Below are 24,099 nucleotides of genomic sequence, written 5' to 3' on the forward strand. Positions count from 1 at the left end.
TCTTTTTCAACTCCCTTTCGGCTTCGATGACCTGAAGCAACTCACTGTCGAAAACCTCGTAACTCATTGTTTATCAAGGAGTTTTCCGTTTCGACTGCGCCGGAAGTGGGGCGAATTATAGACATCTGAAATCTGCCGTCAACACCTAATTTCATAAATCTGTCATATAGGTCAAAAAAGCCCCAGAAACGCGAAGGCCGGCCTATAAAGGCCGGCCTTCTTCCCTTCTACTTACAAGCTAGGGAATGCGAACTGCGAAGCTTCATGGCTCGCGCGCTGCGGCCAGCGCTGAGTGATGGCCTTGCGACGGGTGTAGAAACGCACGCCATCCGGACCGTAAGCATGCAGATCGCCAAACAGCGAGCGCTTCCAACCGCCAAAGCTGTGATAGGCCACCGGTACCGGCAACGGTACGTTGACACCCACCATGCCGACCTCGATCTCATCGCAGAACAACCGTGCCGCTTCGCCGTCACGGGTGAAGATGCAGGTGCCGTTGCCATACTCGTGATCGTTGATCAGTTGCATCGCCTCTTCCAGGCTGTTGACCCGGACGACGCACAGTACCGGCCCGAAGATCTCTTCTTTATAGATGCGCATTTCCGGGGTGACGTTGTCGAACAGGCAGCCACCGAGGAAGAAGCCGTTCTCATGACCGGCCACGCTCAGACCACGACCGTCCACCACAAGGGTCGCACCTGCCGCCACGCCGTCTTCGACATAACCGCTGACCTTGTCGCGCGCCTGACCGGTGACCAGAGGCCCCATGTCCAGACCGCACGAAGTACCTGCGCCGATTTTCAGCGCCTTGATTTGCGGCGTCAGCTTGGCCACCAGTGCGTCGGCAACCTGGTCACCCACGCAGACCGCCACCGAGATCGCCATGCAGCGCTCCCCGCAGGAACCGTAAGCTGCACCCATCAAAGCGCTGACGGCGTTATCCAGATCCGCATCCGGCATCAGCACCGCATGGTTTTTCGCCCCGCCCAGTGCCTGGACACGCTTTCCGCGCTTGGTGCCTTCGGCGTAGATGTATTCGGCAATCGGCGTCGACCCCACGAAGCTCAGCGCCTTGACTTCCGGCGCTTCGATCAACGCGTCCACGGCAGCCTTGTCACCGTGGACCACGCTCAGTACGCCTTTAGGTAGACCGGCTTCCAGCAGCAGTTGCGCGATCAGCAATGTCGAGCTTGGGTCACGCTCGGATGGCTTGAGGATGAAGCAGTTGCCGCAAACAATCGCCAGCGGATACATCCACAGCGGCACCATGGCCGGGAAGTTGAACGGTGTAATACCGGCCACTACGCCCAGCGGCTGGAAGTCCGACCAGGCATCGATGTTCGGGCCGACGTTGCGGCTGTATTCGCCCTTGAGGATTTCCGGTGCCGCGCAAGCGAACTCGACGTTCTCGATACCGCGCTTCAGTTCACCGGCAGCGTCTTCCAGGGTCTTGCCGTGTTCTTCGCTGATCAGTTGGGCAATACGCGCTTCGTTCTGCTCCAGCAATTGCTTGAAGCGAAACATCACCTGGGCACGCTTGGCCGCAGGCGTGTTGCGCCAGGCAGGGAACGCGGCTTTGGCTGCATCAATGGCTTGTTGAATGGTTTCACGGCTGGCCAATGGCAGTTTGTGGATCGCCTGGCCGGTGGACGGGTTGAACACGTCGACGCTACGACCGGTTTCGGTGACCAGTTCACCATTGATCAAATGCGGAATAACGCTCATGGAAGCTCCTGAAAAGTTGTCCACAGGCACCCGTTGACGGGTGCCCCTATATAGAAGGAGAAATCAGTCGATCTTGCTCAGCACTTCGCCGACCGCGTCAAACAGACGATCAAGGTCTTGCGGCTTGCTGTTGAAGGTTGGGCCGAACTGCAGGGTGTCGCCGCCGAAGCGCACGTAGAATCCGGCTTTCCACAGCGCCATGCCCGCCTCGAATGGACGCACGATGGCATCGCCATCACGCGGTGCGATCTGGATGGCACCGGCCAGGCCGTAGTTGCGGATGTCGATGATGTTTTTCGTGCCTTTCAGGCCGTGCAGTGCATTTTCGAAATGCGGCGCGACTTCGGCCACGCTCTGCACCAGGTTTTCCTTTTGCAGCAGGTCGAGTGCTGCCAGGCCCGCGGCGCACGCCACCGGGTGGGCGGAATAGGTGTAACCGTGAGGGAATTCCACCGCGTACTCAGGCGTCGCCTGGTTCATGAAGGTCTGGTAGATCTCGGAGCTGGCAATTACCGCGCCCATCGGGATCGCACCGTTGGTGACTTGCTTGGCGATACACATCAAGTCCGGGGTCACACCAAAGGTGGTAGCACCGAACATAGTGCCAGTACGGCCGAAACCGGTGATCACTTCGTCGAACACCAGCAGGATGTTGTGCTGATCGCAGATCTCGCGCAGACGCTTGAGGTAGCCCTGTGGCGGAACCAGCACGCCAGCGGAACCGGCCAATGGCTCGACGAACACGGCGGCGATGTTGGAAGCATCGTGCAGTTCGATCAACTTGAGCAGCTCATCGGCGAGAGCGATGCCGCCCTGCTCCGGCATGCCACGGGAGTAGGCATTGCTCGCCAGCAGCGTGTGCGGCAGGTGATCGACGTCCATCATCGCCTGGCCGAACAGTTTGCGGTTGCCATTGACGCCGCCCAGGCTGGTACCGGCGATGTTCACCCCATGGTAGCCACGGGCACGACCGATCATTTTGGTCTTGGTCGACTGGCCTTTCAGGCGCCAGTAAGCACGCACCATCTTCACCGCGGTGTCGGCGCACTCGGAGCCGGAGTCGGTGAAGAACACGTGGTTCAGGTTGCCCGGCGTCAAGTCGGTAATTTTTTCCGCCAACTGGAACGACAGCGGGTGACCGTACTGGAAGCCTGGCGAGTAATCGAGGGTGCCCAGTTGCTTGGCGACCGCTTCCTGGATTTCCTTGCGGGTGTGACCGGCACCGCAGGTCCACAGACCGGACAGCGAGTCATAGACTTTGCGGCCCTTGTCGTCGATCAGCCAGCTGCCTTCGGCGCCCACGATCAGACGTGGATCGCGCTGGAAGTTGCGGTTGGCGGTGTACGGCATCCAGTGCGCATCGAGCTTGAGCTGGCTGGCCAGAGAAGTCGGGGCGTTTTCAGGCAAGTTCATGGGGAAAAACCTCGCAAGGCAATAAGCGGCGTAGGGATTGAAAAGCGTAGTTGCAGCTAAGTTGCCACGGAGATAAAGTCGGTGAAATCCAACTTTTGTAACCTTCAGTCAGCCATTGACTAAACTATCGAGTAAGAACATGAGCAGCCGCCGCCCCGACCCACTGGCGCAAGTCAGCGACTTCGACATACGCCTGCTGCGGATCTTTCGCAGTGTGGTCGAATGCGGTGGTTTCTCCGCGGCCGAAAGCGTGCTCGGCATTGGTCGCTCCGCGATCAGCCAACAAATGAGCGATCTGGAACAGCGTCTCGGCTTGCGTCTGTGCCAGCGTGGCCGCGCCGGTTTTTCCCTGACAGAAGAAGGTCGCGAGGTTTATCAATCGGCTTTGCAGCTATTAAGTGCGCTGGAAAGTTTCCGTACCGAAGTCAACGGCCTGCACCAGCACTTGCGCGGCGAATTGACCATCGGCCTGACCGACAACCTGGTCACCCTGCCCCACATGCGCATTACCCACGCCCTGGCACAACTCAAGGAACGTGGCCCGGACGTGCAGATTCAGATCCGCATGATCCCGCCCAACGAAGTGGAGCAAGGCGTGCTCGACGGTCGCCTGCATGTCGGCGTGGTGCCGCAGGCCAGCGCCCTGTCCGGGCTGGAATATCAACCGCTCTACAGCGAACGCTCACTGCTGTATTGCGCGGTTGGCCACCCGCTGTTTTATGTCGATGACAAACAGTTGGATGATGCGCGCCTCAACAGCCAGGACGCCATTGCTCCGACCTTCCGTTTGCCGGCGGAAATCCAGGCCCATTACCAGGTGCTCAATTGCACCGCCAGCGCCTCGGACCGCGAAGGCATGGCGTTCCTGATTCTCACCGGGCGTTACATCGGTTACCTGCCGGATCACTACGCCAGTCTTTGGGTTCAGCAAGGCCGCTTGCGTGCGCTGAAACCAAAAACGCGCTTCTATGACTTGAGCCTCGCCTCGGTCACGCGCAAGGGCCGTCGGCCACATTTGGTACTGGAAAGCTTTCTGGAGAGCCTGGCGGCGACGCGATAGCCCACTGCGTCGAAGGTTTTATCCCGCGGGGTCTTGTTTGAAACCCGAGGGTGCGATATCAACGCAATGGCCCGCCCCACCCACCTGATCGGAAGCGCCCATGACCTTTGAAGTCCCCGCTCACGGCGGCAAACCTGCCAGCCGCATTCGTCAGAAGAACGAAGAGACCATCATCAAAGCCGCCGAAGACGAATTCGCCCGTCATGGGTTCAAAGGCACCAGCATGAACACCATCGCCCTGAATGCCGGATTGCCAAAAGCAAACCTGCATTACTACTTCACCAACAAACTCGGTTTGTACGTGGCGGTGTTGAGCAATATCCTTCAATTGTGGGACAGCACCTTCAATACGCTGACGGCCGAAGATGATCCGGCCGAAGCCTTGACCCGCTACATCCGCGCCAAAATGGAATTTTCCCGTCGTCAGCCGCAAGCCTCGCGGGTCTTCGCCATGGAGGTCATCAGCGGTGGCGAATGCCTGACCGAGTATTTCAACCAGGACTACCGCACGTGGTTCCAGGGCCGAGCCTCGGTGTTTCAAGCCTGGATTGATGCCGGCAAGATGGATCCGGTCGATCCGGTTAACCTGATCTTTCTGTTGTGGGGCAGCACCCAGCATTACGCTGACTTCGCCACCCAGATTTGCCGTGTCAGCGGACGCGCCAAGTTGACCAAGCAGGATATGGAAGACGCCGGCAACAACCTGATCCGTATCATTCTCAAGGGCTGCGGCCTGACACCAACGATTTAAGACTTTTATGCCTTTTACCCTCAGCGACTTTTGCGAATACCGCGAAGAGATTCGAAAAAGCCGCTTCATTACCTTCGCCGCGCCAATCACCAGTCCCGCTGAAGCCCAGGCATTCATCGAGCAGCACAGTGACCTGAACGCCACGCACAATTGCTGGGCGTGGAAGCTCGGCGCCCAATATCGCAGCACCGATGACGGTGAGCCTGGCGGCACCGCGGGCCGACCGATTCTGGCGGCGATCGAGGCGCAGGATTGCGATCAGGTCGCGGTGCTGGTGATTCGCTGGTATGGCGGCATCCAACTGGGCACCGGCGGACTCGCGCGGGCCTATGGCGGTGGCGCCAACAAATGCCTGCAAGCGGCGCCCAAGATCGAACTGATCAGCCGGGTGCCATTGCGTTGCGCCTGCACGTTCAGTGAACTGGCCCTGGTGAAATTGCGAGTCGCCGACATCGGTGGGCTGGTGGTGCAAGAAGACTTCACCGCCAATGGCGTCGAATTGCAGTTGGCGGTGGGTGAAACGCATATTGAATTGCTGCAAAAGCAGCTGGCTGATTTGAGCCGTGGGCGCATTCTATTGCAGCGTTGAGGCTGCAATTTTTTGGGGCACTCACCTTTTCCATGCACTCGACAGTTGCCCACATCTGCTGTGTACCCGACTGTGGATAACCTGAGTACATACCGCTGCAACCCTTCTGTCATGCGGCTTTGCGGCCTTTGCTCACTTTTCGTCCAAAACACCATAAAAAATACAAAATCCACGTAAAAACATATACTTAGATTGGTTTATCACCTTTAGAAGATAGCCGCCCCGTGCTTATGCCCGACGTTTGCGCTTGCGCACAAATACTGTGGAGCAATCTGTGGATAACCCGTTCATTCCTGTCGCGGCCCCATGCCGGGCATGGCTCGCGCCAGACTGTTCATTTTTTGACCAATAACAGCACGCAAATAGTGGCGCCTGATGATCGGCTTCGCCCTCAAGTGGTGCCGGTCTACTTTCGAATGACCCAACAATGGACTCGACGCCTCGCACCCGGCGTTGCAGCATAGGTCCCGCCAACGCTGTCCATTGAATCTGTGATCCTCATTTACTAAGGAAGCCACACATGTCCAAGGCAAAAACCGCACTCATTATCGGCGCCTCCCGGGGGCTGGGCCTCGGCCTGGTCAAAACCCTGCTGGCCGATGGTTGGCAAGTGACCGCCACCGTGCGTAATCCGCAAAATGCCCAAGCCTTGCAGGCGTTGGGCAAGGTGCGGATCGAGAAACTCGACATGGATGATCAGCAAGCCGTGATCGACTTGAGCCAGCAACTCAAGGGTGAAGTGTTCGACTTGCTGTTCGTGAATGCCGGGGTCAAGGGGCCGGACGTACAAACACCCGGCGGCGCGACGCTGGCCGAGGTCGGGCAACTGTTTTTCACCAACGCCGTAGCCCCTATCAACCTGGCCCAGCGCTTCGTTGGGCAGATCCGTCCAGAGACCGGTGTACTGGCATTCATGAGTTCGGTGCTCGGCAGCGTGACCATGCCCGACGCACCGGAACTGGCGCTGTACAAGGCCAGCAAGGCCGCGCTGAACTCCATGACCAACAGCTTCGTCACACAACTGGGCGAACAGAAACTCACCGTGCTGTCGCTGCATCCCGGCTGGGTGAAAACCGACATGGGCGGCGAAGGCGCCGATATCGACGTGGAAACCAGTACTCGCGGGTTGGTTGATCAGGTCAATGCGTATGTCGGCAAGGGTGGTCATCATTTTGTGAATTACCGGGGTGAGACCATTCCCTGGTAAGCCCTGATTCCTTTGTGGGAGCGAGCCTGCTCGCGAAGACGGTGTGTCATTTGGCATTGATGTTGAATGTTAAGGCTCCTTCGCGAGCAGGCTCGCTCCCACAAGGGTTCATTCCACAAAGGGTTCCTCGCTGTCCTGTCGGGTCGGGCTTGCCCGTAACGCCATTTTGTTCGACACTTCGCACCTCGCCTCCCCGGCGACCCTGGATCAGCAGACAGGGCAACACTGAGCTGGCAACCCTGAACCCAACTTTCAGAGGAGCCGGCCAACATGCCTGCGACCCGTACCTGGTTAAAAAATCCCCTCGCCATTTTCACGGCCAACGGTCTCGATGCCCGTGGCGGCCTGGTGCTGCAAGATGGAGTGATCGTCGAAGTGCTCGGCGCAGGCCAGCAACCGTCCGCACCCTGTGGACAAGTCTTCGATGCCCGCGAGCACGTGATCCTGCCAGGGCTGATCAATACCCATCACCACTTCTATCAAACCCTGACCCGCGCCTGGGCGCCGGTGGTCAACCAGCCGTTGTTCCCGTGGCTGAAGACCTTGTACCCGGTCTGGGCGCGCCTCACCCCTGAAAAACTGGCCCTCGCCACTAAAGTCGCGCTGGCCGAGTTGTTGCTGTCCGGCTGCACCACCGCTGCTGATCACCATTACCTGTTCCCCGATGGTTTGGAAAACGCCATCGACGTACAAGTCGAGAGTGTTCGCGAACTGGGCATGCGCGCCATGTTGACCCGCGGCTCGATGAGCCTCGGCGAGAAGGACGGTGGCCTGCCGCCGCAGCAGACCGTGCAGGAAGGGCAGGTGATCCTCGACGACAGTCAGCGCTTGATCGCCGAGTACCACCAGCGCGGTGACGGCGCGCAAATCCAGATTGCCCTGGCGCCCTGCTCGCCGTTTTCGGTGACGCCAGAAATCATGTCCGCCAGTGCCGAACTGGCGAACAAACTCGATGTGCGCCTGCACACGCACCTGGCCGAAACCCTCGACGAAGAAGACTTTTGCCTGCAACGCTTCGGTCTGCGCACCGTGGATTATCTGGACAGCGTCGGTTGGCTCGGCCCGCGCACCTGGCTGGCCCACGGCATTCACTTCAACCCGGATGAAATCGCCCGCCTCGGCGCCGCCGGCACCGGAATCTGCCATTGCCCAAGCTCGAACATGCGCCTGGCTTCCGGTATCTGTCCGAGCATCGAACTGACCGACGCCGGGGCGCCGCTGGGCCTGGGCGTGGACGGCTCGGCTTCCAACGACGCATCGAACATGATCCTTGAAGCGCGGCAGGCTTTGTACATCCAGCGCCTGCGTTACGGTGCCGAGAAGATCACCCCGGAACGTGTGCTGGGTTGGGCCACCCGAGGTTCGGCGCAGTTGCTCGGTCGCACCGATATCGGTGAACTCGCGGTGGGCAAACAGGCTGACCTGGCTTTGTTCAAACTCGATGAGCTGCGTTTCTCCGGCAGCCATGACCCGGTGTCGGCGCTGCTGTTGTGCGGTGCGGACCGCGCGGATCGGGTGATGGTGGGTGGCAAGTGGCGAGTGATTGACGGGCAGGTTGAAGGGTTGGACCTGAAGGGCTTGATTGCCGATCACAGCCAGGCGGCTCGGCAGTTGATCGCAGGCACCTGACACAACACAAATCAAAAATGTGGGAGCGAGCCTGCTCGCGAATGCGGAGTGTCAGCCGGCATCAATGTTGACTGACACGCCTCCTTCGCGAGCAAGCCCGCTCCCACAGGGGACTTGTGGGGTTCAAAGTCCGAGAAGCGACAACATGATGAACGTCGCAAACAGCACAAAGTGAGTCATCCCTTCGATGGCGTTGGTTTCGCCATCGTTGAGATTGATTGCGCTGACGATCAGGGTGATGAAGATCATCACCGACTGCACCGGGGTCATCGCCATCTGGAAGGGCTGACCGGTGTAGAGCGCCATCGCTTCCATCACCGGCACCGTGAGGATCACTGTCGACAGCGACGCGCCCAACGCGATGTTGACCACCGACTGCATGCGATTGGCCAGCGCCGCGCGCAATGCGGTCAGAATTTCCGGCGCTGCGGAGATCGCCGCCACCAGGATCGCCGTGACCACCGGCGGTGCGCCCGTTCCATCCAGCCCCAGATCGAGGGTCTTGGACATCACTTCGGCCAATGCGCCAATCACCACCACCCCGAACACCAGAATACCGATCGACAACGCCAGGCTGATCGGTGCCGGCTCTGCTTCCTGCGGTTCCTTCTTGCGGCGCTTGTCCGGATAGTTGTAACTGAAAAAGTAACTGTGCGGACCAACCTGCATGCGCAGGAACAAGGCATAAAGCACCACCATCGCACCGATGGTGAACGCCGAATACAGCTTCCAGTCGGTTTCGGGAATGAACTCGGGCACCACCATCGACACCCCCATGGCGGTGAGAATCATCACACTGTAACTGCGTGCCGAGTCATCGTTGTAGGACTGTTCACCATGTTTGAGCCCGCCCATCAACGCCGCCAGCCCGAGGATTCCGTTGATGTCGAGCATCACTGCCGAATAGATCGTGTCGCGCACCAGTGTCTTTGAGGCTTCGTTGCTCATCATGATCGCCAGGATCACCACTTCCACCAGCACAGCAGCCAGAGTCAGGATCATCGTGCCGTAGGGGTCACCCACCTTTTCCGCCAGCAACTCGGCCTGGTGGGCGACGCGCATGGAGGCTGCGACGATGAACGCAATCAGCACCAACCCGGCGCTCAGCGCAATCGTCTGCCCGCTGTGCAACAGCCAGTGCTCAAGCGCGAAGGCAACCACGGCGGCGATCAGCGCCAACAGCAGAAAGGTTTCTTGCTTGAGGATCGTGAGCATGGCCGGCCTTTTGCTGTGGATAAGCGACTGACTGCAGTGTGGGCTAATGTTTCGTTACACCTTAGCGCACCGGGAGTTGCGTCCAGGTCGACGCAATGAACCTTCCGGTCAGGTTTTGCCAATTGTTTCCACTGGGCGCTGTAGAATGCCCGTCATCTGCACCTGATGAGAAAAGAATATGTATGACTGGCTGAACGCCCTGCCCAAGGCAGAACTGCACTTGCACCTGGAAGGTTCGCTGGAACCCGAGCTGCTGTTCGCCCTGGCCGAACGCAACAAGATCGCCCTGCCGTGGAGCGATGTTGAAACCCTGCGCAAGGCTTACGCCTTCAACAATCTGCAAGAGTTTCTCGACCTGTATTACCAGGGCGCCGACGTGCTGCGCACCTCCCAGGATTTCTATGACCTGACCTGGGCTTATCTGCTGCGCTGCAAAGAACAGAATGTGATTCATACCGAACCGTTCTTCGACCCGCAGACCCATACCGACCGTGGCGTCCCGTTCGAAGTGGTGCTCAATGGCATCGCCGCCGCCTTGAAGGATGGCGAACAGCAACTGGGCATCACCAGCGGTCTGATCCTGAGCTTCCTGCGTCACTTGAGCGAAGAACAGGCACAGAAAACCCTCGACCAGGCGCTGCCATTCCGAGATGCGTTTGTCGCGGTCGGCCTGGACAGTTCCGAGATGGGGCATCCACCGAGCAAGTTCCAGCGTGTGTTCGATCGTGCTCGCGGCGAAGGTTTCCTGACCGTCGCCCACGCCGGCGAAGAAGGCCCGCCCGAGTACATCTGGGAAGCCCTCGACCTGCTGAAAATCCAGCGCATCGACCATGGCGTACGCGCCATCGAAGACGAGCGTTTGATGCAGCGCATCATCGATGAGCAGATCCCGCTGACCGTGTGCCCGTTGTCCAACACCAAGCTTTGCGTGTTCGATCACATGTCCCAGCACAACATTCTCGACATGCTCGAGCGTGGCGTGAAAGTGACTGTGAACTCGGATGACCCGGCGTACTTCGGCGGTTACGTCACCGAGAACTTCCATGCGCTGTATACCGATCTGGGGATGACCCAGGATCAGGCCAAACGACTGGCGCAGAACAGCCTGGATGCGCGGTTGGTAAAACCGTAGGACCACTGAAGATCCAATGTGGGAGCGGGCTTGCTCGCGAATGCGGTGTGTCATTCAACATTGATGTCGACTGACACTCCCTCTTCGCGAGCAAGCCCGCTCCCACATTTTGATCGGCGTTCACCCGCCAGCATCTTGTGTAACCTTCCTTACAACGCCATCTCCAGCTCGGTCTCCTTGGCGAACCGGTGGATCTCGCGTTGCCCGGAAGGGGTGACCTGCAAGGCCCGCGAATCGTTGGGCAGGCTCAACCAGCCGGACTGCATGAACAGCTGCAATAACGCCGCCCCCAGTGCCCCGCCCATGTGCGGGCGTCTTTCGCTCCAGTCAGGACACGCACACGCCGACTTGCCATTGCGATGGGCCAGCGCCTGGATGAACACACCACGCACCGCCAATTCGGTGGACCCCTTGAGGGTGATCGAGACACGCTGATCGAACTGTTCGATCCAGCCCGCGTCCAGCAAACGCTGGTACAGATCCGCCGCCAGGGTGCCGCCCAGATGATCGTCGCACAGGCGGGCACGCAACAAAGACGAGTGCCTGACCGCAGGTTTGGCGAGGGGGGTGCAGTGCTTGAAAATATCCGGGGTTTCCCGGGGCGTGCTGGCCAGCGTAGCGCTGGCCAATGCTTCGATCGCAGCACCGACTTCGGGTGCCGCCAGGCGGAAGAAGCGCTTGCGTCCCCGGGTTTCGACTTTCAACAGACCGCCGGTGGACAATCGCCCCAGGTGAGCGCTGGCCGAAGACGGTGACAGTCCGGCCAACAGGGCCAGTTCTTCGGCTTGACGCGCGGTGCCGTCCATCAAGGCCCACATCATTGCGCTGCGCTTTGGGTCAGCCAGCAAGGTGGCTATCTGGCTGATGCAAGGTGCATGTTCCATGAATTCACTCCCTGTTGAATCGTTTCGTCTACTGCTCAGAGACATCTTGACCAGTAATGTGCCGTCGGCCAAGACATGAAACCGCCATGAACCCGACAAAGTCCTCGGCCATCCCTTGGCAATGATTACAGAGGTCCGGCGATGGGTAAGGGACAAGGCCGAATCCAGCGTGGCGACGCTATTGCGAGTGACGCTGCGTACATGAGGCGAGCGCTAGTATAGGCGGGTTGGTCGCCGGTTCCTGCCCTGCGCAAACCCTTGGTGGTGATAGTTCCTGAGGGAAATTTCTCTTTTTACCTGCGACTAATGAGCGATTCCCGAGGACCCCGGAAAATGACTGCTCAACCGGGCGCATCGGCTGGCAAGCATTTCCCGCAACAGGTTCACCGGCTTACTCAATTGTGCGCGATGAGCGCACAACAAATTCAGCGGTGCGCGCTCACAGAGCAGTTCCGGCATCAGCACTTTCAATCGACCGGCGAGCACATCGTCGGCCACATCGAGCCAGGACTTGTAGGCGATCCCGGCACCCGCCACGGCCCACAGTCGCACGACATCGGCGTCGTCACTGAAACGATCACCGCTGACGGTCAGGCCGACCTCGCGCTTGCCGTCGTGGAAACTCCAGTGATCGTGGACCCGGCTACCAAGCATGAATAGCAGGCAATTGTGCTGCGCCAACTGCTCCAATTGCCGCGGCTCGCCGTGTCGAGCCAGGTAACTCGGCGCTGCACAGAGCACGCGACGGTTCTGCGGCGCGATGGGCAATGCCACCAGGCTGGAATCTTCCGGCTCGCCGTAGCGCAATGCGATGTCCACCGGTTGGCGGAACAGGTCGGCGATACGGTCACCCAGCAACAGGCGCACAGTGAGCTTGGGGTGCTCGCGTTGAAACTCGTCCAGCCAGGGCAGCAGCAAATTGCGGCCAAAGTCCGAAGGCGCCGACAACTGCAACACGCCGCTGACCTGATCCTGACCTCTGGCCAATAAACGCCGGCCCTCGTCGAGGTTACTCAAGGCTGCACGGGCATATTCAAGAAAGCCTTCGCCCTCCGCGGTCAGGCGCAGGCTGCGTGTCGAGCGGGCGAGCAAGCGCGCGCCAAGTTGCTGTTCGATGCGTTTTAACGCGGCGCTGGCGACCGCCGCCGACATGTCCATACCCCGCGCGGCCGCCGACAGACTCCCCAGGTCTGCCGCCCGCACGAACAATTGCAAGTCATCGAAACGCAGCATCGGAAGCTCCGATTATCAAAAAAACATTGAAAGAGACTGCTCTTTTAGCGGGTTTTATCTTCGAGAGAAATAGCCAATCATCTGCCCATCGAAATCAGCCCGTATCCGGAGTCACCGATGTCCCAACCCTTTACCGCTATCGCCACCCTCATCGCCAAACCCGGCCAGCAGGATGCCCTTGAACAACACCTGCGGGCGCTGGTGGAACCCACTCGCGCCGAAGCCGGTTGCGGGCAATACGACTTGCATCAGGACCTGGCCAATCCACTGGCCTTCTACATGATCGAACACTGGAGCAGCGATGAAGCCCTGCAGGCCCACGACGACAGTGCGCATATCCAGAACTTCCGCGCCAAGGCCGGTGACTTTCTCGAACACTTCGAGCTCAAGCGCCTGCGCACCCTCGCCTGATTTTTCTTCTATCTATTTTCGGAGTCATCGATGAAAGCCATTGCCTATTACGCGTCCCTGCCAATCAGCGACGAAAAATCCCTGCAAGACATCGAACTGCCGGAACCGGTTGCCGGGCCTCGCGATTTGTTGGTGGAGGTCAAGGCGATCTCGGTCAACCCGGTGGACACCAAGGTCCGCCAGAACGTCCAGCCAGAAGGTGGCGCTGCAAAAGTGCTGGGCTGGGACGTGGCCGGCGTGGTCAAGGCTGTCGGCAGTGACGTGACGCTGTTCAAGGCCGGCGACAAGGTGTTCTACGCCGGTTCCATCGCCCGCGCTGGCGCCAACAGCGAACTGCATGTGGTGGATGAGCGAATCGTCGGGCACATGCCCAATACCCTTGGTTTTGCCGAAGCCGCCGCCCTGCCTTTGACCGCGATCACGGCGTGGGAATTGCTCTTTGAGCGCTTGCAAATACGGGAAGGCAAAACCGATGAAGGCCAGAGCCTGCTGATCGTCGGCGCCGCCGGCGGTGTCGGTTCGATCCTCACGCAATTGGCAAAACAGCTCACCGCGCTGAACGTCATCGGTACCGCTTCACGTCCGCAAACCCAAAGCTGGGTGAAGGAACTGGGTGCCGATCAAGTGATCGATCACAGCCAGCCACTCAGTGAAGCGCTCAAGCGTGCGGGCATCCAGCAAGTCACCCACGTCGCCAGTCTGACCCAGACCGATCAACACCTGGACCAACTGGTCGAAGCGCTGGCGCCACAAGGCAAACTCGCCCTGATCGATGACCCGAAAACCCTGGACATCACCAAGCTCAAGCGCAAGAGCCTGTCGCTGCACTGGGAGTTCATGTACACCCGCTCGCTGTTCGAAACCGCGGACATGATTGAACAGCACAACCTGCTCAATCGCGTGGCGCGCCTGATCGATGCCGGGACGTTGAAAACCACGGTCGGCGAGCACTTCGGCACCATCAATGCGGCCAATCTGCGTCGTGCCCATGCCCTGCTGGAAAGCGGTAAATCCAAGGGCAAGATTGTGCTGGAAGGCTTCTAATACGCTGTATAAGGAGCTGGCGAACCTTCGCTGGCTCCTGCTTTTTTTGCCGTGCGAACGCCCCGTCAAACCGCGATATTTTTTTGTTACAAACCGTCAGTCCGACAGTTGTCCCTTGTCACAATGGCGATCGTATTCAGGACTACAATCGAAGCCTCTGCGAGACAATCTTTTACATGAGGAGGTCAGTAATGAAGATCCTGATAAAAGAATTGGCAAAATCCCAGTGGCAGGTCCGCCTGGACCAACATGCGGTGACTTTCCGCAGCGAAGCCGAAGCTCGCGCCTTTACCAATACCCTCGAAGCGCGCCTGCACGCGCCCCATCACATTCCCGACCGTCAGCAGCGCGCTGTTGGCTGAGTCCGTCCTTAAACCTGGGCTTGCGCCAGTGCCCGGGCATTTTGCAAACGCCGGGTGAGCATCGCCACGCTCACCACCAGAGTTCCGCACAGGCTGATGACCATGGCCATCGGCATGGCGCTGCCATCGTGCAAAACGCCCACCAGTGCGGCGGCGCCGGCCGCCACGCTGAACTGTAGGCAACCGAGCATCGCCGAAGCACTGCCGGCCCGAGCGCCCTGGCCATTCATCGCACAGGCCGAAGCGTTGGGAATGATGCAACCGAGGCTGGCGATGCAGACGAACAGCGGAATCAGCAACGGCCACAGTTGCGCGGTATGCATTGCGCTGACGGCAAGCAGGGCCAGGCCGGCACCGAGGTAAACCCACACGGCACGTGCGAGCAGGAAGGCCGGCCCACGCCTGGCCAACAGCCGTGCATTGATCTGGGCCACCAGAATGAAACCGGCGGCATTGGCGCCGAAAAACCAGCCAAAATGCTCCGCCGGGACGCCATAGAGCTTGATGAAGACGAACGGTGAACCGGCAATGTAGGAAAACATTCCGGCGATGGCGATGCCTCCGGTCAGCGCGTGACCGAGGTACACCGGGTCCTTCAACAGACGACCGTACTGACGCAATGCCCCCGACAAGGGTTGACGTGGAACATGGGCGGGCATGCTTTCCGGCAAACCGAGGGCAACGGCCAATCCCGCCAAGGCACTGAAACCGGTCAACACCAGGAAGATCGACTGCCAACCGGTGGTATTGACCAGCAAGCCACCCAGCATCGGCGCGAGAATCGGCGCCAGCCCCATCACCAGCATCAATTGCGAAAAGACCTTGGCCGACCCCACCGCATCGCATTTATCGCTGACCACCGCCCGGGAAATCACCATCCCCGCACAACCGCCCAGCGCCTGGACGAATCGTGCCGCGATCAGCCATTCGAGGTTCGGTGCATAGGCGCACGCCAACGAAGCCGCGGTAAACAGCCCGACACCGGTCAACAACGGAATGCGTCGTCCGAAACGATCCGCCACCGGCCCGTAAGCCAGTTGACCAATGGACAAGCCAAGGAAGTACGCCGCCAACGTCAATTGAACGTGTTTTTCGTCCGTACCGAAGGCCAGCGCCATCGCCGGGAACGCCGGCAAATAGAAATCGATCGCCAGCGGACCGAAAGCGCTCAAGGCGCCGAGAATCAGAATGGTACGGAAGTTCATCAGGCATCCAGTTGGGCAAAGGTCGGCAGCCCGACAGTCTAGCCGTGCATGGACGCCTTGAACATTCCGATAGCTCGCTAACTATTAAAAAATCAGGCCAGCCTCACGCCATAACCTTCTTCGCTGATCAGCGCGATCACTTGATCCGCGGTCAACGCAGATTCAACACCGACTTCTTTCGCCGCCAGATCGACGCGTACGCTGGCCGCCGGGTCCTTGGCCTGGACAGCTTCAGTGATAGCCCTGACGCAGTGACCGCAGGACATGCCTTCAACATTGAACACTTGCATGGGACAACTCCTTTAATGCGCTTTCGAGTGAGGTTGCGTGCAGTGTCGAGCTTGCCACCATGGCAAGGTCAAGTTCTGCAGTGAGCTGCCGGGCTGGCAATCGGCGCCGCGCTCGGCCAAGCTGCGTCCATCAATGACTCGATCTCAGGAGATTCAGCCATGCGCTGGTCAGCTTTCAGCCTGTTTGGCTTCCTCAGCCTCTTCGCCGCCCTGCCTTCGGCCCAAGCCGCCGGGGAGGACTATGGCGTGCTGATCATTTCCCGCGAGCGACTGGAAGTGGCGACCAATTGCGAGATCGGCGTGTACATCCATGACCAGCTGTCGGCGCGGCTGTTCCAGGAGCAAAGCACCTCATTCAACCTGCCGCCGGGCAACGTGTCCCTGCGCCTCAAACTGCTGCCGGGCCAGGCGCCGGGTTGCAATCCGGGCATGCTGGCACCGGGTTCGCAGACCATCACGCTGCGGGCCGGGGAAGTGCTGAAGTACCGGATTGCGATGACGCAGGAAGGGATGTACCTCAAGCGCTCGGGCCTGGGCTACTGATCACCGCCTGCCCGTAGGAGCGAGCTTGCTCGCGAAAAACCCAAGGGCGCTGCGAAGCACCTGGTTTTGCGCGTTATCGTTCACGACCTTCGCGAGCAAGCTCGCTCCTACACAAAAGCAGAATGGTGCTTGACCTTGCCAGCATGGCAAGGTTGATCCTGTAGACATCTTCTACAGGGAGCGTGCCCCATGTCCGAATCCACCACTTTCGACCTGCCGATTGCCGGGATGACGTGCGCCAGTTGCGCCGGGCGAGTCGAGCGTGCCTTGAGCAAAGTCATCGGCGCCAGCGCCGTCAGTGTCAACCTGGCCACGGAGCAGGCACGGGTTCAGGCGCCCACAGGCAGCCTGCCAGCCCTGATGGAAGCCGTGGAAAAGGCTGGTTACAGCGTGCCGCAGCAGAGCCTGGAGTTAAGCATCGACGGCATGACCTGCGCATCCTGCGTCGGTCGCGTCGAACGGGCACTGAACAAAGTGCCGGGGGTGAAGAGCGTCAGCGTCAACCTGGCCAATGAACGCGCGCATCTGGAACTGCTCGGGCAGGTCGATGCGCAAGCCTTGATCGCCGCCGTGACCAAGGCCGGTTACGCCGCCAGCGTGTGGGAAGCCGATCATCCGCCAACCGATAACCAGCAGATTCGCCTGCACCGCGAACGCTGGGCCTTGATCGCGGCCATCGTCCTCGCCTTGCCGCTGGTACTGCCGATGCTGCTGCAACCCTTCGGCGTGCACTGGATGCTCCCGGCCTGGGTGCAATTCGCGTTGGCCACGCCGGTGCAATTCATCTTCGGCGCACGCTTCTACGTCGCGGCGTGGAAAGCCGTGCGCGCCGGTGCCGGCAACATGGACTTGCTGGTGGCCTTGGGCACCAGCGCCGGGTATGGCTTGAGCGTCTACGAATGGGCCACCGCCGCCGGGCGCATGCCACACCTGTATTTCGAAGCCTCGGCGGTGGTCATTGCCTTGGTGCTGCTGGGCAAATACCTGGAAAGCCGCGCCAAGCGCCAGACCGCCAGCGCCATTCGCGCCCTGGAAGCGCTGCGCCCGGAGCGGGCGATTCAGGTGATCGACGGCCGCGAGCAGGACGTCGCCATCAGTGCCCTGCGCCTCAATGATCTGGTACTGGTCAAACCCGGTGAACGCTTCCCGGTGGACGGTGAAGTGGTCGAAGGCCAGAGCCATGCCGACGAAGCGCTGATCAGCGGCGAAAGCCTGCCAGTGCCCAAGCAACCCGGCGACACCGTCACTGGCGGCGCGATCAATGGCGAAGGTCGGTTGCTGGTGCGCACTCGGGCACTCGGCGCGGAAACGGTGCTGGCGCGGATCATTCGGCTGGTGGAAGACGCCCAGGCCGCCAAAGCGCCCATCCAGAAACTGGTGGATAAAGTCAGCCAGATTTTCGTTCCGGTGGTGTTGCTGCTGGCCCTGGCGACCTTGATCGGCTGGTGGTTGTACGGCGCCCCCTTGGAAACCGCGCTGATCAATGCCGTCGCGGTGTTGGTGATCGCGTGCCCTTGCGCGCTGGGCCTGGCCACGCCGACGGCGATCATGGCCGGCACCGGGGTGGCGGCACGCTACGGGATTCTGATCAAGGATGCCGAAGCGTTGGAGCGCGCTCATGAAGTCAGTGCGGTGGTGTTCGACAAGACCGGCACCCTGACCTCGGGAGCCCCGCGCATCGCACACTTGAATGCCATCGACGGTGACGAGTCCAGCCTGCTGCAATTGGCCGGCGCGTTGCAACGCGGCAGCGAGCATCCGCTGGCCAAGGCGGTGCTGGATGCGTGCGCCGAGCGCGGCTTGACCGTGGCCGATGTCAGCGACAGCCAGTCCCTGACCGGACGTGGTATTGCCGGCAATCTCGATGGTCGACGGTTGGCGCTGGGCAATCGGCGTCTATTGGAAGAAAGCGGCATGAACGCCGGTTCACTGGCCGATTCGGCCATTGCATGGGAAACCGAAGGCCGGACCCTGTCGTGGCTGATCGAGCAAAGCCCGACGCCACGAGTATTGGGTCTGTTCGCTTTTGGTGACACCCTCAAGCCCGGCGCACTGCAAGCGGTGCAACAACTCAACGCACGCCACATCAGCAGTCACCTGTTGACCGGCGACAATCGCGGCAGCGCCAAAGTGGTCGCCGATGCGCTGGGCATCACCAACGTCCACGCCGAAGTGCTGCCGGCGGACAAAGCCGCCGAAGTCGCCACGCTGAAGAAAAACGGTGTGGTGGCGATGGTCGGTGACGGCATCAACGATGCACCCGCATTGGCGGCCGCCGACATCGGCATCGCCATGGGCGGCGGTACCGACGTGGCCATGCACGCCGCCGGCATCACTCTGATGCGCGGCGATCCGCGCCTGGTGCCGGCGGCGCTGGACATCAGCCGCAAGACCTACGCGAAGATCCGGCAAAACCTGTTCTGGGCCTTCGTCTATAACCTGATCGGCATTCCCCTGGCGGCCTTTGGCCTGCTCAACCCGGTGGTGGCCGGCGCGGCCATGGCGTTGTCGAGCGTCAGTGTGGTGAGCAATGCGCTACTGTTGAAAACCTGGAAGCCCAAGGATCTGGAGGACAAGCGATGAACATCGGCCAAGCGGCTCGCCACAGTGGCCTGAGCGCGAAGATGATCCGTTATTACGAATCCATCGGCTTGCTCAAGGCGGCCCATCGCACCGACAGCGGTTACCGGGTGTATGGCGACGACGACCTGCACACCCTGGCGTTCATCAAGCGCTCCCGGGACCTGGGGTTTTCCCTGGAGGAAGTCGGCAAGTTGCTGACCCTCTGGCAGGACCGCCAGCGCGCCAGTGCCGACGTGAAGGCCTTGGCCCGGCAGCACATCGACGAGCTGAACCAGAAGATCCGCGAGCTGGGCCAGTTGCGCGATACGCTGCAGGACCTGGTGGAGCATTGTCAGGGCGATCATCGGCCGGATTGCCCGATACTCAAGGAGCTGGCGTCGGGGTGCTGCGCTGAACCGGTGCGTGCCTGATTGAAAAACAATACCCTGTGGGAGCGAGCCTGCTCGCGAAGGCGGAGTGTCAGTCACCTTGATTATCGACTGACACAACGCCTTCGCGAGCAGGCTCGCTCCCACATTGGGTTTTGTGTTGTGCATGAAAAAACCGGCCGAAGCCGGTTTTTTTGATCAACCGATCACTGCATCCACGGTGGAGGCGGTTCTTCGGTTTTGCCCGGGGGCGCATCGTCGGCTGCACGAGCCGCTTGCTTGCGCTCTTCCTCCCGACGCGCGGCTTCGATCTCGCGCATGACACCGCCCACGTCGGCCAGGTCTTCCGGTTCGTCGAACTCGCCGGTCAGGACACTGGCCGGGTGCAAGGTGCCCGCCTCGTACAGGGCCCACATTTCCTTGGCGTATTTGGTCTTCTTCAACTCCGGCGCAAAACGCCCGAAGTAGGAAGCCATGTTGCCGACATCCCGCTCCAGCATGCTGAACGCGTGGTTGTTGCCCGCCGCATCCACCGCTTGCGGCAGGTCGATGATCACCGGGCCGGTCGGGGTCAGCAGGACGTTGAACTCGGACAGGTCACCGTGCACCAGACCGGTACACAGCATCAGCACGATCTGCGAAATCAGGTACGCGTGATACTCGCGCGCCTGGTCCGGCTCCAGCACCACGTCGTTCAGGCGCGGCGCGGCATCGCCGTACTCGTCGGCCACCAGCTCCATCAGCAGCACGCCTTCGAGGAAGTCATACGGCTTGGGCACCCGCACACCGGCATTGGCCAGCCGGAACAGCGCCGCCACTTCGGCGTTCTGCCAGGCGTCCTCGGCTTCCTTGCGGCCAAACTTGGAGCCCTTGGCCATGGCCCGGGCCTGACGGCTGTTGCGCACCTTGCGGCCTTCCTGGTACTCGGCCGCCTGACGAAAACTGCGTTTGTTCGCCTCCTTGTAGACCTTCGCGCAACGTAACTGGTTACCGCAGCGCACCACGTAAACAGCTGCTTCTTTACCACTCATGAGTGGGCGCAGCACCTCGTCGACCAGACCGTCCTCGATCAGGGGTTCAATGCGTTTTGGAGTCTTCATCAGCTTTTATTGTGGGTCCTTTATTACCAAACACGCGAAAGTCATTCGTTATACGGCAATCCACTCACCGATGGGAGGGGGTGGCGACCTATGAACGCTGACACAAGCCTCAAGAAGCACAGAATGTGCCGGACAACGGCTGACAACTCGACTGGCGGTCATTTGCAGGATTTTTTCAAACCGTCCTCAATTTCCTCCGACAACAGCCGAAGTCCTGAGTGACAAACTGATTTGTCCGACAATCGTTGCCTTGCGATAGCGATGTTGCCCCAGGGACCCGGGTTGAAAAACTACGTTTACGGCTGCCAATAAACCGCGAGTCATCTGCACTGCGTGGGCCTACAAGAAAATCTGGAGCGCGGATGAACATCAAACAGAAGTTGACCTGGGCGTTTGCAATCATCGCCTGCTTGCCCGTGGTGCTGGTCGCCACCCTCGTTGTGCTGAACTTGCGCAGTGATGCCAAGGACGAATTCGTCGACAGCAGCGGTCGCGAAATCCGTCAGGTCAGCAATGCCATGCAACTGTTCTTCGATGGCATCAGCCAGAACGTCGAATACCTGGCCAAGCAACCCTTGATCACGAACTCCGACGACAGCCTCAAGACGTACATGAGCGCCAACGCCGCCAGCATTCCCCAGGGCGAGATGGACAAAAAAGTCTTCGGCTTCCTGCAGGACCTGGGTAACGCTCATCCCTCCTACGCCTACGCGATTCTTGGCACCGCCGCCGGTGGCTACGTGTCCTGGCCGGACGATGCCAAGCTCGCCAACTACGACCCGCGCCAGCGCCCGTGGTACAAGGCAGCCCAGGCCAAACCGGGCAAACCGTTCCGTACCGAGGCCTACTACTGGGCCGAAAACGATACGTCCTACGTCAGCACCGTGCGCACCATCGACAACAAGCTGGGCACCAACGGCGGCGTGGTCAGTATCGACGTGTCGCTCAAGCAGCTCACCGAACTGGTCAAGCAGATCAAGCTCGGTGAAACCGGCTACCTGATGCTGCTGGAAAACTCCGGCACCGTGCTGGTCGATCCGAAGCAACCGGAACACAACTTCAAAGCCCTGAGCAGCCTCGGCGAGGGTTATGCGCAACTGGCCAAGGCCGGCAAAGGCATGGTCGAAGTCGAACTCAACGGCGAGCGCTACATGGCCAACGTCTGGCCGTCGGAGCAACTGGGTTGGACCTTCATTGGCCTGATCAAGCAAAGCGACGTGATGAGCACCGCGACCCAACTGACCTGGTTGATCGCGATCATTGCCGCCGTTCTGGCCGTGATCTTCGCCGTCGTCGGCGCCAGCTTCGCCAGCCTCATCGTGCGTCCGATCCGCAGCGTGGCCGATGGCCTGGAAGGCATTGCCCAGGGTGAAGGCGACCTGACCAAGAATCTGCAAATCCGTGGCAGCGACGAAACCGCGCAACTGGCCAACTGGTTCAACCAGTTCCTGACGGCGATTCGCAACCTGATCCAGAGCATCGGCGGCGCCGCGACCAAAATCCTGGCCACCTCCAAGAGCTCGACCCAGGTCTCCAGCGACATGGCCGAAGCCGCCGGGCGCCAGCGTGAAGCGGTGGACATGGTGTCCACGGCGTTCCACGAAATGGTCGCCACCGCCAACGAAGTGGCGCGCTCTTGCAGCCAGGCCGCCGAGTCCGCCGACAGTGGCCAGCGCCAGGCCCGCGAAGGCCAGCAGCAGATCGATGCCGCGGTGAACAGCGTGGATCGCCTGAGCCAGGAAATCGAACAGTCGGCCCAGTCGATGCAACAGCTGGAGCGCGACAGCAATGACATTCAGTCGATCCTCGGCACCATTCGCTCGATCGCCGAACAGACCAACCTGCTGGCGTTGAACGCAGCCATTGAAGCGGCGCGGGCCGGTGAGCAGGGTCGTGGTTTTGCGGTGGTGGCGGACGAAGTGCGGGCACTGGCCAAGCGCACGGCCGATTCCACGGCGGAAATCGACGGTTTGCTGGGCAACCTGGCCAAACGTACCAGCCAGGTGACGCAGCAGATGCACGCCAGCCTTGAAGTGTCGCAGCAATCGGTGACGCGCATTGGCGAAGCGCGCAGCAGCTTCGGGCAGATTCGCGAGTCGGTGGACGTGATCCGCGACATGAACACCCAGATCGCCACGGCAGCGGAGCAACAGCACCAGGTGGCCGAAGACATCAACCGGCACATCAGCCAGATTCATGGCGATGCGCAGTTGGTGGCGGAACTGGCGAACTCGGCGCGACTGGATTCCCAGAGCCTGGCCGGGTTGTCGAATGAGCTGGATGGGTTGGTGCGTCGCTTCCGTACCTGATATCAGCAACGCCTCAAATCAAGTGTGGGAGCGGGCTTGCTCGCGAAAGCGGTGTGTCAGTCAACGATGCAGTGACTGGTCTGCCGCCTTCGCGAGCAGGCTCGCTCCCACAGGGTTATGCGCTGTTCTTGTGGGAGCGAGCCTGCTCGCGAAGGGGGCGTCACTGCCGAAACAACTCTCCCGGGGTAAACCCGAACAACCCCTTGAACGCCGCAATAAACGCCGACGTCGAGTCATACCCACAGGCCAGCGCCGCATTGGTCACGCTGTCCCCCTCCTCCAGCAAACTCAGCGACGACAGCAGCCGCATGCGCTGGCGCCAGCCGCGAAAGCTCAACCCGGTTTCGCGCTGGAACAGGCGCATCAGGGTTTTCTCCGAGGTTCCCAAACGCTCTGCCCATTCCTGCAAGGTCACGTTGCGCTCGGGGTTTTCGATCAGTTCGTTGCACAACCCGAGTAACCGTTCATGCCGGGGCAATGGCAGGGAGAACCCGACTTCCGGCAACGCTGCCAGCTGATCCAGCAACACACTCACCAGTCGCGCTTCCGGGCTGTCGCCTTGTGGATACTCCGCTGGAAGCAGGCAAAAGCTCTTGATCAGTTCCCGGGCCAGCGGCGTCACTTCCAGCACTCGACAACGCCCTTCCGCCCACTGGCAATCTTCGCGACGCACATACAGGCTGCGCATTTCGGCACGCATCGACGTCACCACCTGATGCTCAAGATCCGCCGGAATCCAGATGCCCCACTGAGGCGGCGCGAAGAAACTACCCTCGGCGGTGTGCACACCGAGAACGCCGCTGATGGCGTAGGAAAACTGCACCCAATCGTGATGGTGGGACGCTGTCCAAGAACCGGCGTTAAGGCTTTCCACCCGGGCATACAGTGGACGTGGGAGCGCCTTGAGGGGCGGGATGCTGCGTTCGAGGGAGACTTGTCCGTTGGTCGGCATTGACTGGCCTTGTGTTGCGGGACGGCTGATGCGGCGACGTTAGGTCATGTCCAAAATCTATTCAACACCGACCGTCCCCTGTGGGAGCGAGCCT

22 protein-coding genes and 1 pseudogene are annotated in these 24,099 nt (G+C 60.3%); 14 read left to right on the forward strand and 9 right to left on the reverse strand.

The window, feature by feature from the left end; translation table 11 throughout:
• Positions 1 to 231 precede the first annotated feature (231 nt).
• Both HNQ83_RS26045 and HNQ83_RS26050 read right to left on the reverse strand, forming a co-directional pair.
• A complete protein-coding gene (locus HNQ83_RS26045; RefSeq protein ID WP_175391646.1) occupies positions 232 to 1,725 on the reverse strand; it encodes a CoA-acylating methylmalonate-semialdehyde dehydrogenase in 1,494 nt (497 codons plus the stop codon).
• 63 nt (positions 1,726 to 1,788) lie between these two features.
• On the reverse strand, positions 1,789 to 3,138 hold the full coding sequence (locus tag HNQ83_RS26050) for an aspartate aminotransferase family protein (protein ID WP_095191985.1): 1,350 nt from the start codon (positions 3,136 to 3,138) through the stop codon (positions 1,789 to 1,791).
• A gap of 139 nt (positions 3,139 to 3,277) precedes the next feature.
• Between HNQ83_RS26050 and HNQ83_RS26055 the strand changes: the two genes are divergently transcribed.
• The 5 genes from HNQ83_RS26055 (at position 3,278) to HNQ83_RS26075 (ending at position 8,374) form a co-directional block, all read left to right on the forward strand.
• The gene (locus HNQ83_RS26055) at positions 3,278 to 4,198 is read left to right on the forward strand and encodes a LysR family transcriptional regulator (RefSeq protein ID WP_175391648.1); all 921 of its coding nucleotides are present in this window, start codon (positions 3,278 to 3,280) and stop codon (positions 4,196 to 4,198) included.
• Between the two features lie 100 nt (positions 4,199 to 4,298).
• Positions 4,299 to 4,949, forward strand: coding sequence for a TetR/AcrR family transcriptional regulator (locus tag HNQ83_RS26060; protein ID WP_175391649.1), 651 nt, complete (start codon positions 4,299 to 4,301; stop codon positions 4,947 to 4,949).
• A gap of 7 nt (positions 4,950 to 4,956) precedes the next feature.
• Complete coding sequence (locus HNQ83_RS26065; RefSeq protein ID WP_175391651.1) at positions 4,957 to 5,538, forward strand: YigZ family protein; 582 nt, start codon at positions 4,957 to 4,959, stop codon at positions 5,536 to 5,538.
• 520 nt (positions 5,539 to 6,058) lie between these two features.
• The gene (locus tag HNQ83_RS26070; protein WP_175391652.1) at positions 6,059 to 6,745 is read left to right on the forward strand and encodes an SDR family oxidoreductase; all 687 of its coding nucleotides are present in this window, start codon (positions 6,059 to 6,061) and stop codon (positions 6,743 to 6,745) included.
• 270 nt (positions 6,746 to 7,015) lie between these two features.
• Positions 7,016 to 8,374, forward strand: a complete 1,359-nt coding sequence (locus HNQ83_RS26075) for an 8-oxoguanine deaminase (protein ID WP_175391654.1) — start codon at positions 7,016 to 7,018, stop codon at positions 8,372 to 8,374.
• 123 nt (positions 8,375 to 8,497) lie between these two features.
• On the opposite strand, the gene HNQ83_RS26080 is transcribed toward HNQ83_RS26075, so the two are convergent.
• Positions 8,498 to 9,589, reverse strand: coding sequence for a calcium:proton antiporter (locus HNQ83_RS26080; protein ID WP_175391656.1), 1,092 nt, complete (start codon positions 9,587 to 9,589; stop codon positions 8,498 to 8,500).
• A 178-nt stretch (positions 9,590 to 9,767) separates the two neighbouring features.
• On the opposite strand from HNQ83_RS26080, the gene HNQ83_RS26085 reads away from it, so the two are divergent.
• Positions 9,768 to 10,721, forward strand: a complete 954-nt coding sequence (locus HNQ83_RS26085; RefSeq protein WP_175391658.1) for an adenosine deaminase — start codon at positions 9,768 to 9,770, stop codon at positions 10,719 to 10,721.
• 149 nt (positions 10,722 to 10,870) lie between these two features.
• On the opposite strand, the gene HNQ83_RS26090 is transcribed toward HNQ83_RS26085, so the two are convergent.
• Positions 10,871 to 11,605 carry a helix-turn-helix transcriptional regulator gene (locus tag HNQ83_RS26090; RefSeq protein WP_175391660.1) on the reverse strand — a complete coding sequence of 245 codons (735 nt, stop codon included), beginning with the start codon at positions 11,603 to 11,605 and terminating at the stop codon, positions 10,871 to 10,873.
• A gap of 303 nt (positions 11,606 to 11,908) precedes the next feature.
• The gene (locus HNQ83_RS26095) at positions 11,909 to 12,838 is read right to left on the reverse strand and encodes a LysR family transcriptional regulator (RefSeq protein ID WP_175391662.1); all 930 of its coding nucleotides are present in this window, start codon (positions 12,836 to 12,838) and stop codon (positions 11,909 to 11,911) included.
• 117 nt (positions 12,839 to 12,955) lie between these two features.
• On the opposite strand from HNQ83_RS26095, the gene HNQ83_RS26100 reads away from it, so the two are divergent.
• The 3 genes from HNQ83_RS26100 to HNQ83_RS26110 all read left to right on the forward strand — a co-directional run bounded on the left by HNQ83_RS26100 (position 12,956) and on the right by HNQ83_RS26110 (position 14,655).
• Entirely contained in the window at positions 12,956 to 13,249 is a 294-nt protein-coding gene (locus HNQ83_RS26100; RefSeq protein WP_175391663.1) for a putative quinol monooxygenase, read from the forward strand.
• A gap of 30 nt (positions 13,250 to 13,279) precedes the next feature.
• Positions 13,280 to 14,293, forward strand: coding sequence for a zinc-binding alcohol dehydrogenase family protein (locus HNQ83_RS26105; protein WP_175391665.1), 1,014 nt, complete (start codon positions 13,280 to 13,282; stop codon positions 14,291 to 14,293).
• Positions 14,294 to 14,484: 191 nt separating this feature from the next.
• Positions 14,485 to 14,655, forward strand: coding sequence for a hypothetical protein (locus HNQ83_RS26110; protein ID WP_175391666.1), 171 nt, complete (start codon positions 14,485 to 14,487; stop codon positions 14,653 to 14,655).
• Positions 14,656 to 14,663: 8 nt separating this feature from the next.
• Here HNQ83_RS26110 and HNQ83_RS26115 read toward each other — a convergent pair whose 3' ends face one another.
• Together HNQ83_RS26115 and HNQ83_RS26120 are read right to left on the reverse strand one after the other, a co-directional pair.
• On the reverse strand, positions 14,664 to 15,860 hold the full coding sequence (locus HNQ83_RS26115; RefSeq protein WP_175391668.1) for a multidrug effflux MFS transporter: 1,197 nt from the start codon (positions 15,858 to 15,860) through the stop codon (positions 14,664 to 14,666).
• Positions 15,861 to 15,952: 92 nt separating this feature from the next.
• Positions 15,953 to 16,150, reverse strand: coding sequence for a heavy-metal-associated domain-containing protein (locus HNQ83_RS26120; protein WP_175391670.1), 198 nt, complete (start codon positions 16,148 to 16,150; stop codon positions 15,953 to 15,955).
• Positions 16,151 to 16,309: 159 nt separating this feature from the next.
• On the opposite strand from HNQ83_RS26120, the gene HNQ83_RS26125 reads away from it, so the two are divergent.
• The 3 genes from HNQ83_RS26125 to cueR all read left to right on the forward strand — a co-directional run bounded on the left by HNQ83_RS26125 (position 16,310) and on the right by cueR (position 19,686).
• Positions 16,310 to 16,693, forward strand: coding sequence for a hypothetical protein (locus HNQ83_RS26125; protein ID WP_175391671.1), 384 nt, complete (start codon positions 16,310 to 16,312; stop codon positions 16,691 to 16,693).
• Between the two features lie 189 nt (positions 16,694 to 16,882).
• Positions 16,883 to 19,276 (forward strand): heavy metal translocating P-type ATPase, encoded by a 2,394-nt coding sequence (locus HNQ83_RS26130; protein WP_175391673.1) that lies wholly within the window; start codon positions 16,883 to 16,885, stop codon positions 19,274 to 19,276.
• Entirely contained in the window at positions 19,273 to 19,686 is a 414-nt protein-coding gene (gene cueR / locus HNQ83_RS26135; RefSeq protein WP_175391675.1) for a Cu(I)-responsive transcriptional regulator, read from the forward strand. The genes HNQ83_RS26130 and cueR overlap by 4 nt, the downstream gene beginning before the upstream one ends.
• Positions 19,687 to 19,850: 164 nt before the next feature.
• Here cueR and HNQ83_RS26140 read toward each other — a convergent pair whose 3' ends face one another.
• Complete coding sequence (locus HNQ83_RS26140; RefSeq protein ID WP_175391676.1) at positions 19,851 to 20,744, reverse strand: PA4780 family RIO1-like protein kinase; 894 nt, start codon at positions 20,742 to 20,744, stop codon at positions 19,851 to 19,853.
• 362 nt (positions 20,745 to 21,106) lie between these two features.
• On the opposite strand from HNQ83_RS26140, the pseudogene HNQ83_RS31780 reads away from it, so the two are divergent.
• A pseudogene (locus HNQ83_RS31780) lies at positions 21,107 to 22,195 on the forward strand (cache domain-containing protein); the annotation flags it as partial.
• 129 nt (positions 22,196 to 22,324) lie between these two features.
• Positions 22,325 to 23,053, forward strand: a complete 729-nt coding sequence (locus HNQ83_RS31785; protein ID WP_371315412.1) for a methyl-accepting chemotaxis protein — start codon at positions 22,325 to 22,327, stop codon at positions 23,051 to 23,053.
• Between the two features lie 160 nt (positions 23,054 to 23,213).
• On the opposite strand, the gene HNQ83_RS26150 is transcribed toward HNQ83_RS31785, so the two are convergent.
• A complete protein-coding gene (locus HNQ83_RS26150; protein ID WP_175391679.1) occupies positions 23,214 to 24,005 on the reverse strand; it encodes a helix-turn-helix domain-containing protein in 792 nt (263 codons plus the stop codon).
• Positions 24,006 to 24,099 lie beyond the last annotated feature (94 nt).

Origin of the sequence: Pseudomonas sp. C2B4 (genome assembly GCF_013359695.1) — a bacterium.
In the GTDB taxonomy this organism is placed as follows: domain Bacteria; phylum Pseudomonadota; class Gammaproteobacteria; order Pseudomonadales; family Pseudomonadaceae; genus Aquipseudomonas.

Coding starts and splice junctions, on each gene's coding strand:
- HNQ83_RS26095 (WP_175391662.1), bottom strand. CDS start 12,838: ATGCTGCGTTTCGATGACTTGCAATTGTTCGTGCGGGCGGCAGACCTG.
- HNQ83_RS26080 (WP_175391656.1), bottom strand. CDS start 9,589: ATGCTCACGATCCTCAAGCAAGAAACCTTTCTGCTGTTGGCGCTGATC.
- HNQ83_RS26100 (WP_175391663.1), top strand. CDS start 12,956: ATGTCCCAACCCTTTACCGCTATCGCCACCCTCATCGCCAAACCCGGC.
- HNQ83_RS26055 (WP_175391648.1), top strand. CDS start 3,278: ATGAGCAGCCGCCGCCCCGACCCACTGGCGCAAGTCAGCGACTTCGAC.
- HNQ83_RS26060 (WP_175391649.1), top strand. CDS start 4,299: ATGACCTTTGAAGTCCCCGCTCACGGCGGCAAACCTGCCAGCCGCATT.
- HNQ83_RS26050 (WP_095191985.1), bottom strand. CDS start 3,138: ATGAACTTGCCTGAAAACGCCCCGACTTCTCTGGCCAGCCAGCTCAAG.
- HNQ83_RS26090 (WP_175391660.1), bottom strand. CDS start 11,605: ATGGAACATGCACCTTGCATCAGCCAGATAGCCACCTTGCTGGCTGAC.
- HNQ83_RS26065 (WP_175391651.1), top strand. CDS start 4,957: ATGCCTTTTACCCTCAGCGACTTTTGCGAATACCGCGAAGAGATTCGA.
- HNQ83_RS26130 (WP_175391673.1), top strand. CDS start 16,883: ATGTCCGAATCCACCACTTTCGACCTGCCGATTGCCGGGATGACGTGC.
- HNQ83_RS26105 (WP_175391665.1), top strand. CDS start 13,280: ATGAAAGCCATTGCCTATTACGCGTCCCTGCCAATCAGCGACGAAAAA.
- HNQ83_RS26120 (WP_175391670.1), bottom strand. CDS start 16,150: ATGCAAGTGTTCAATGTTGAAGGCATGTCCTGCGGTCACTGCGTCAGG.
- HNQ83_RS26070 (WP_175391652.1), top strand. CDS start 6,059: ATGTCCAAGGCAAAAACCGCACTCATTATCGGCGCCTCCCGGGGGCTG.
- cueR (WP_175391675.1), top strand. CDS start 19,273: ATGAACATCGGCCAAGCGGCTCGCCACAGTGGCCTGAGCGCGAAGATG.
- HNQ83_RS26115 (WP_175391668.1), bottom strand. CDS start 15,860: ATGAACTTCCGTACCATTCTGATTCTCGGCGCCTTGAGCGCTTTCGGT.
- HNQ83_RS26140 (WP_175391676.1), bottom strand. CDS start 20,744: ATGAAGACTCCAAAACGCATTGAACCCCTGATCGAGGACGGTCTGGTC.
- HNQ83_RS26110 (WP_175391666.1), top strand. CDS start 14,485: ATGAAGATCCTGATAAAAGAATTGGCAAAATCCCAGTGGCAGGTCCGC.
- HNQ83_RS26125 (WP_175391671.1), top strand. CDS start 16,310: ATGCGCTGGTCAGCTTTCAGCCTGTTTGGCTTCCTCAGCCTCTTCGCC.
- HNQ83_RS26085 (WP_175391658.1), top strand. CDS start 9,768: ATGTATGACTGGCTGAACGCCCTGCCCAAGGCAGAACTGCACTTGCAC.
- HNQ83_RS26075 (WP_175391654.1), top strand. CDS start 7,016: ATGCCTGCGACCCGTACCTGGTTAAAAAATCCCCTCGCCATTTTCACG.
- HNQ83_RS26045 (WP_175391646.1), bottom strand. CDS start 1,725: ATGAGCGTTATTCCGCATTTGATCAATGGTGAACTGGTCACCGAAACC.
- HNQ83_RS26150 (WP_175391679.1), bottom strand. CDS start 24,005: ATGCCGACCAACGGACAAGTCTCCCTCGAACGCAGCATCCCGCCCCTC.
- HNQ83_RS31785 (WP_371315412.1), top strand. CDS start 22,325: ATGGTGTCCACGGCGTTCCACGAAATGGTCGCCACCGCCAACGAAGTG.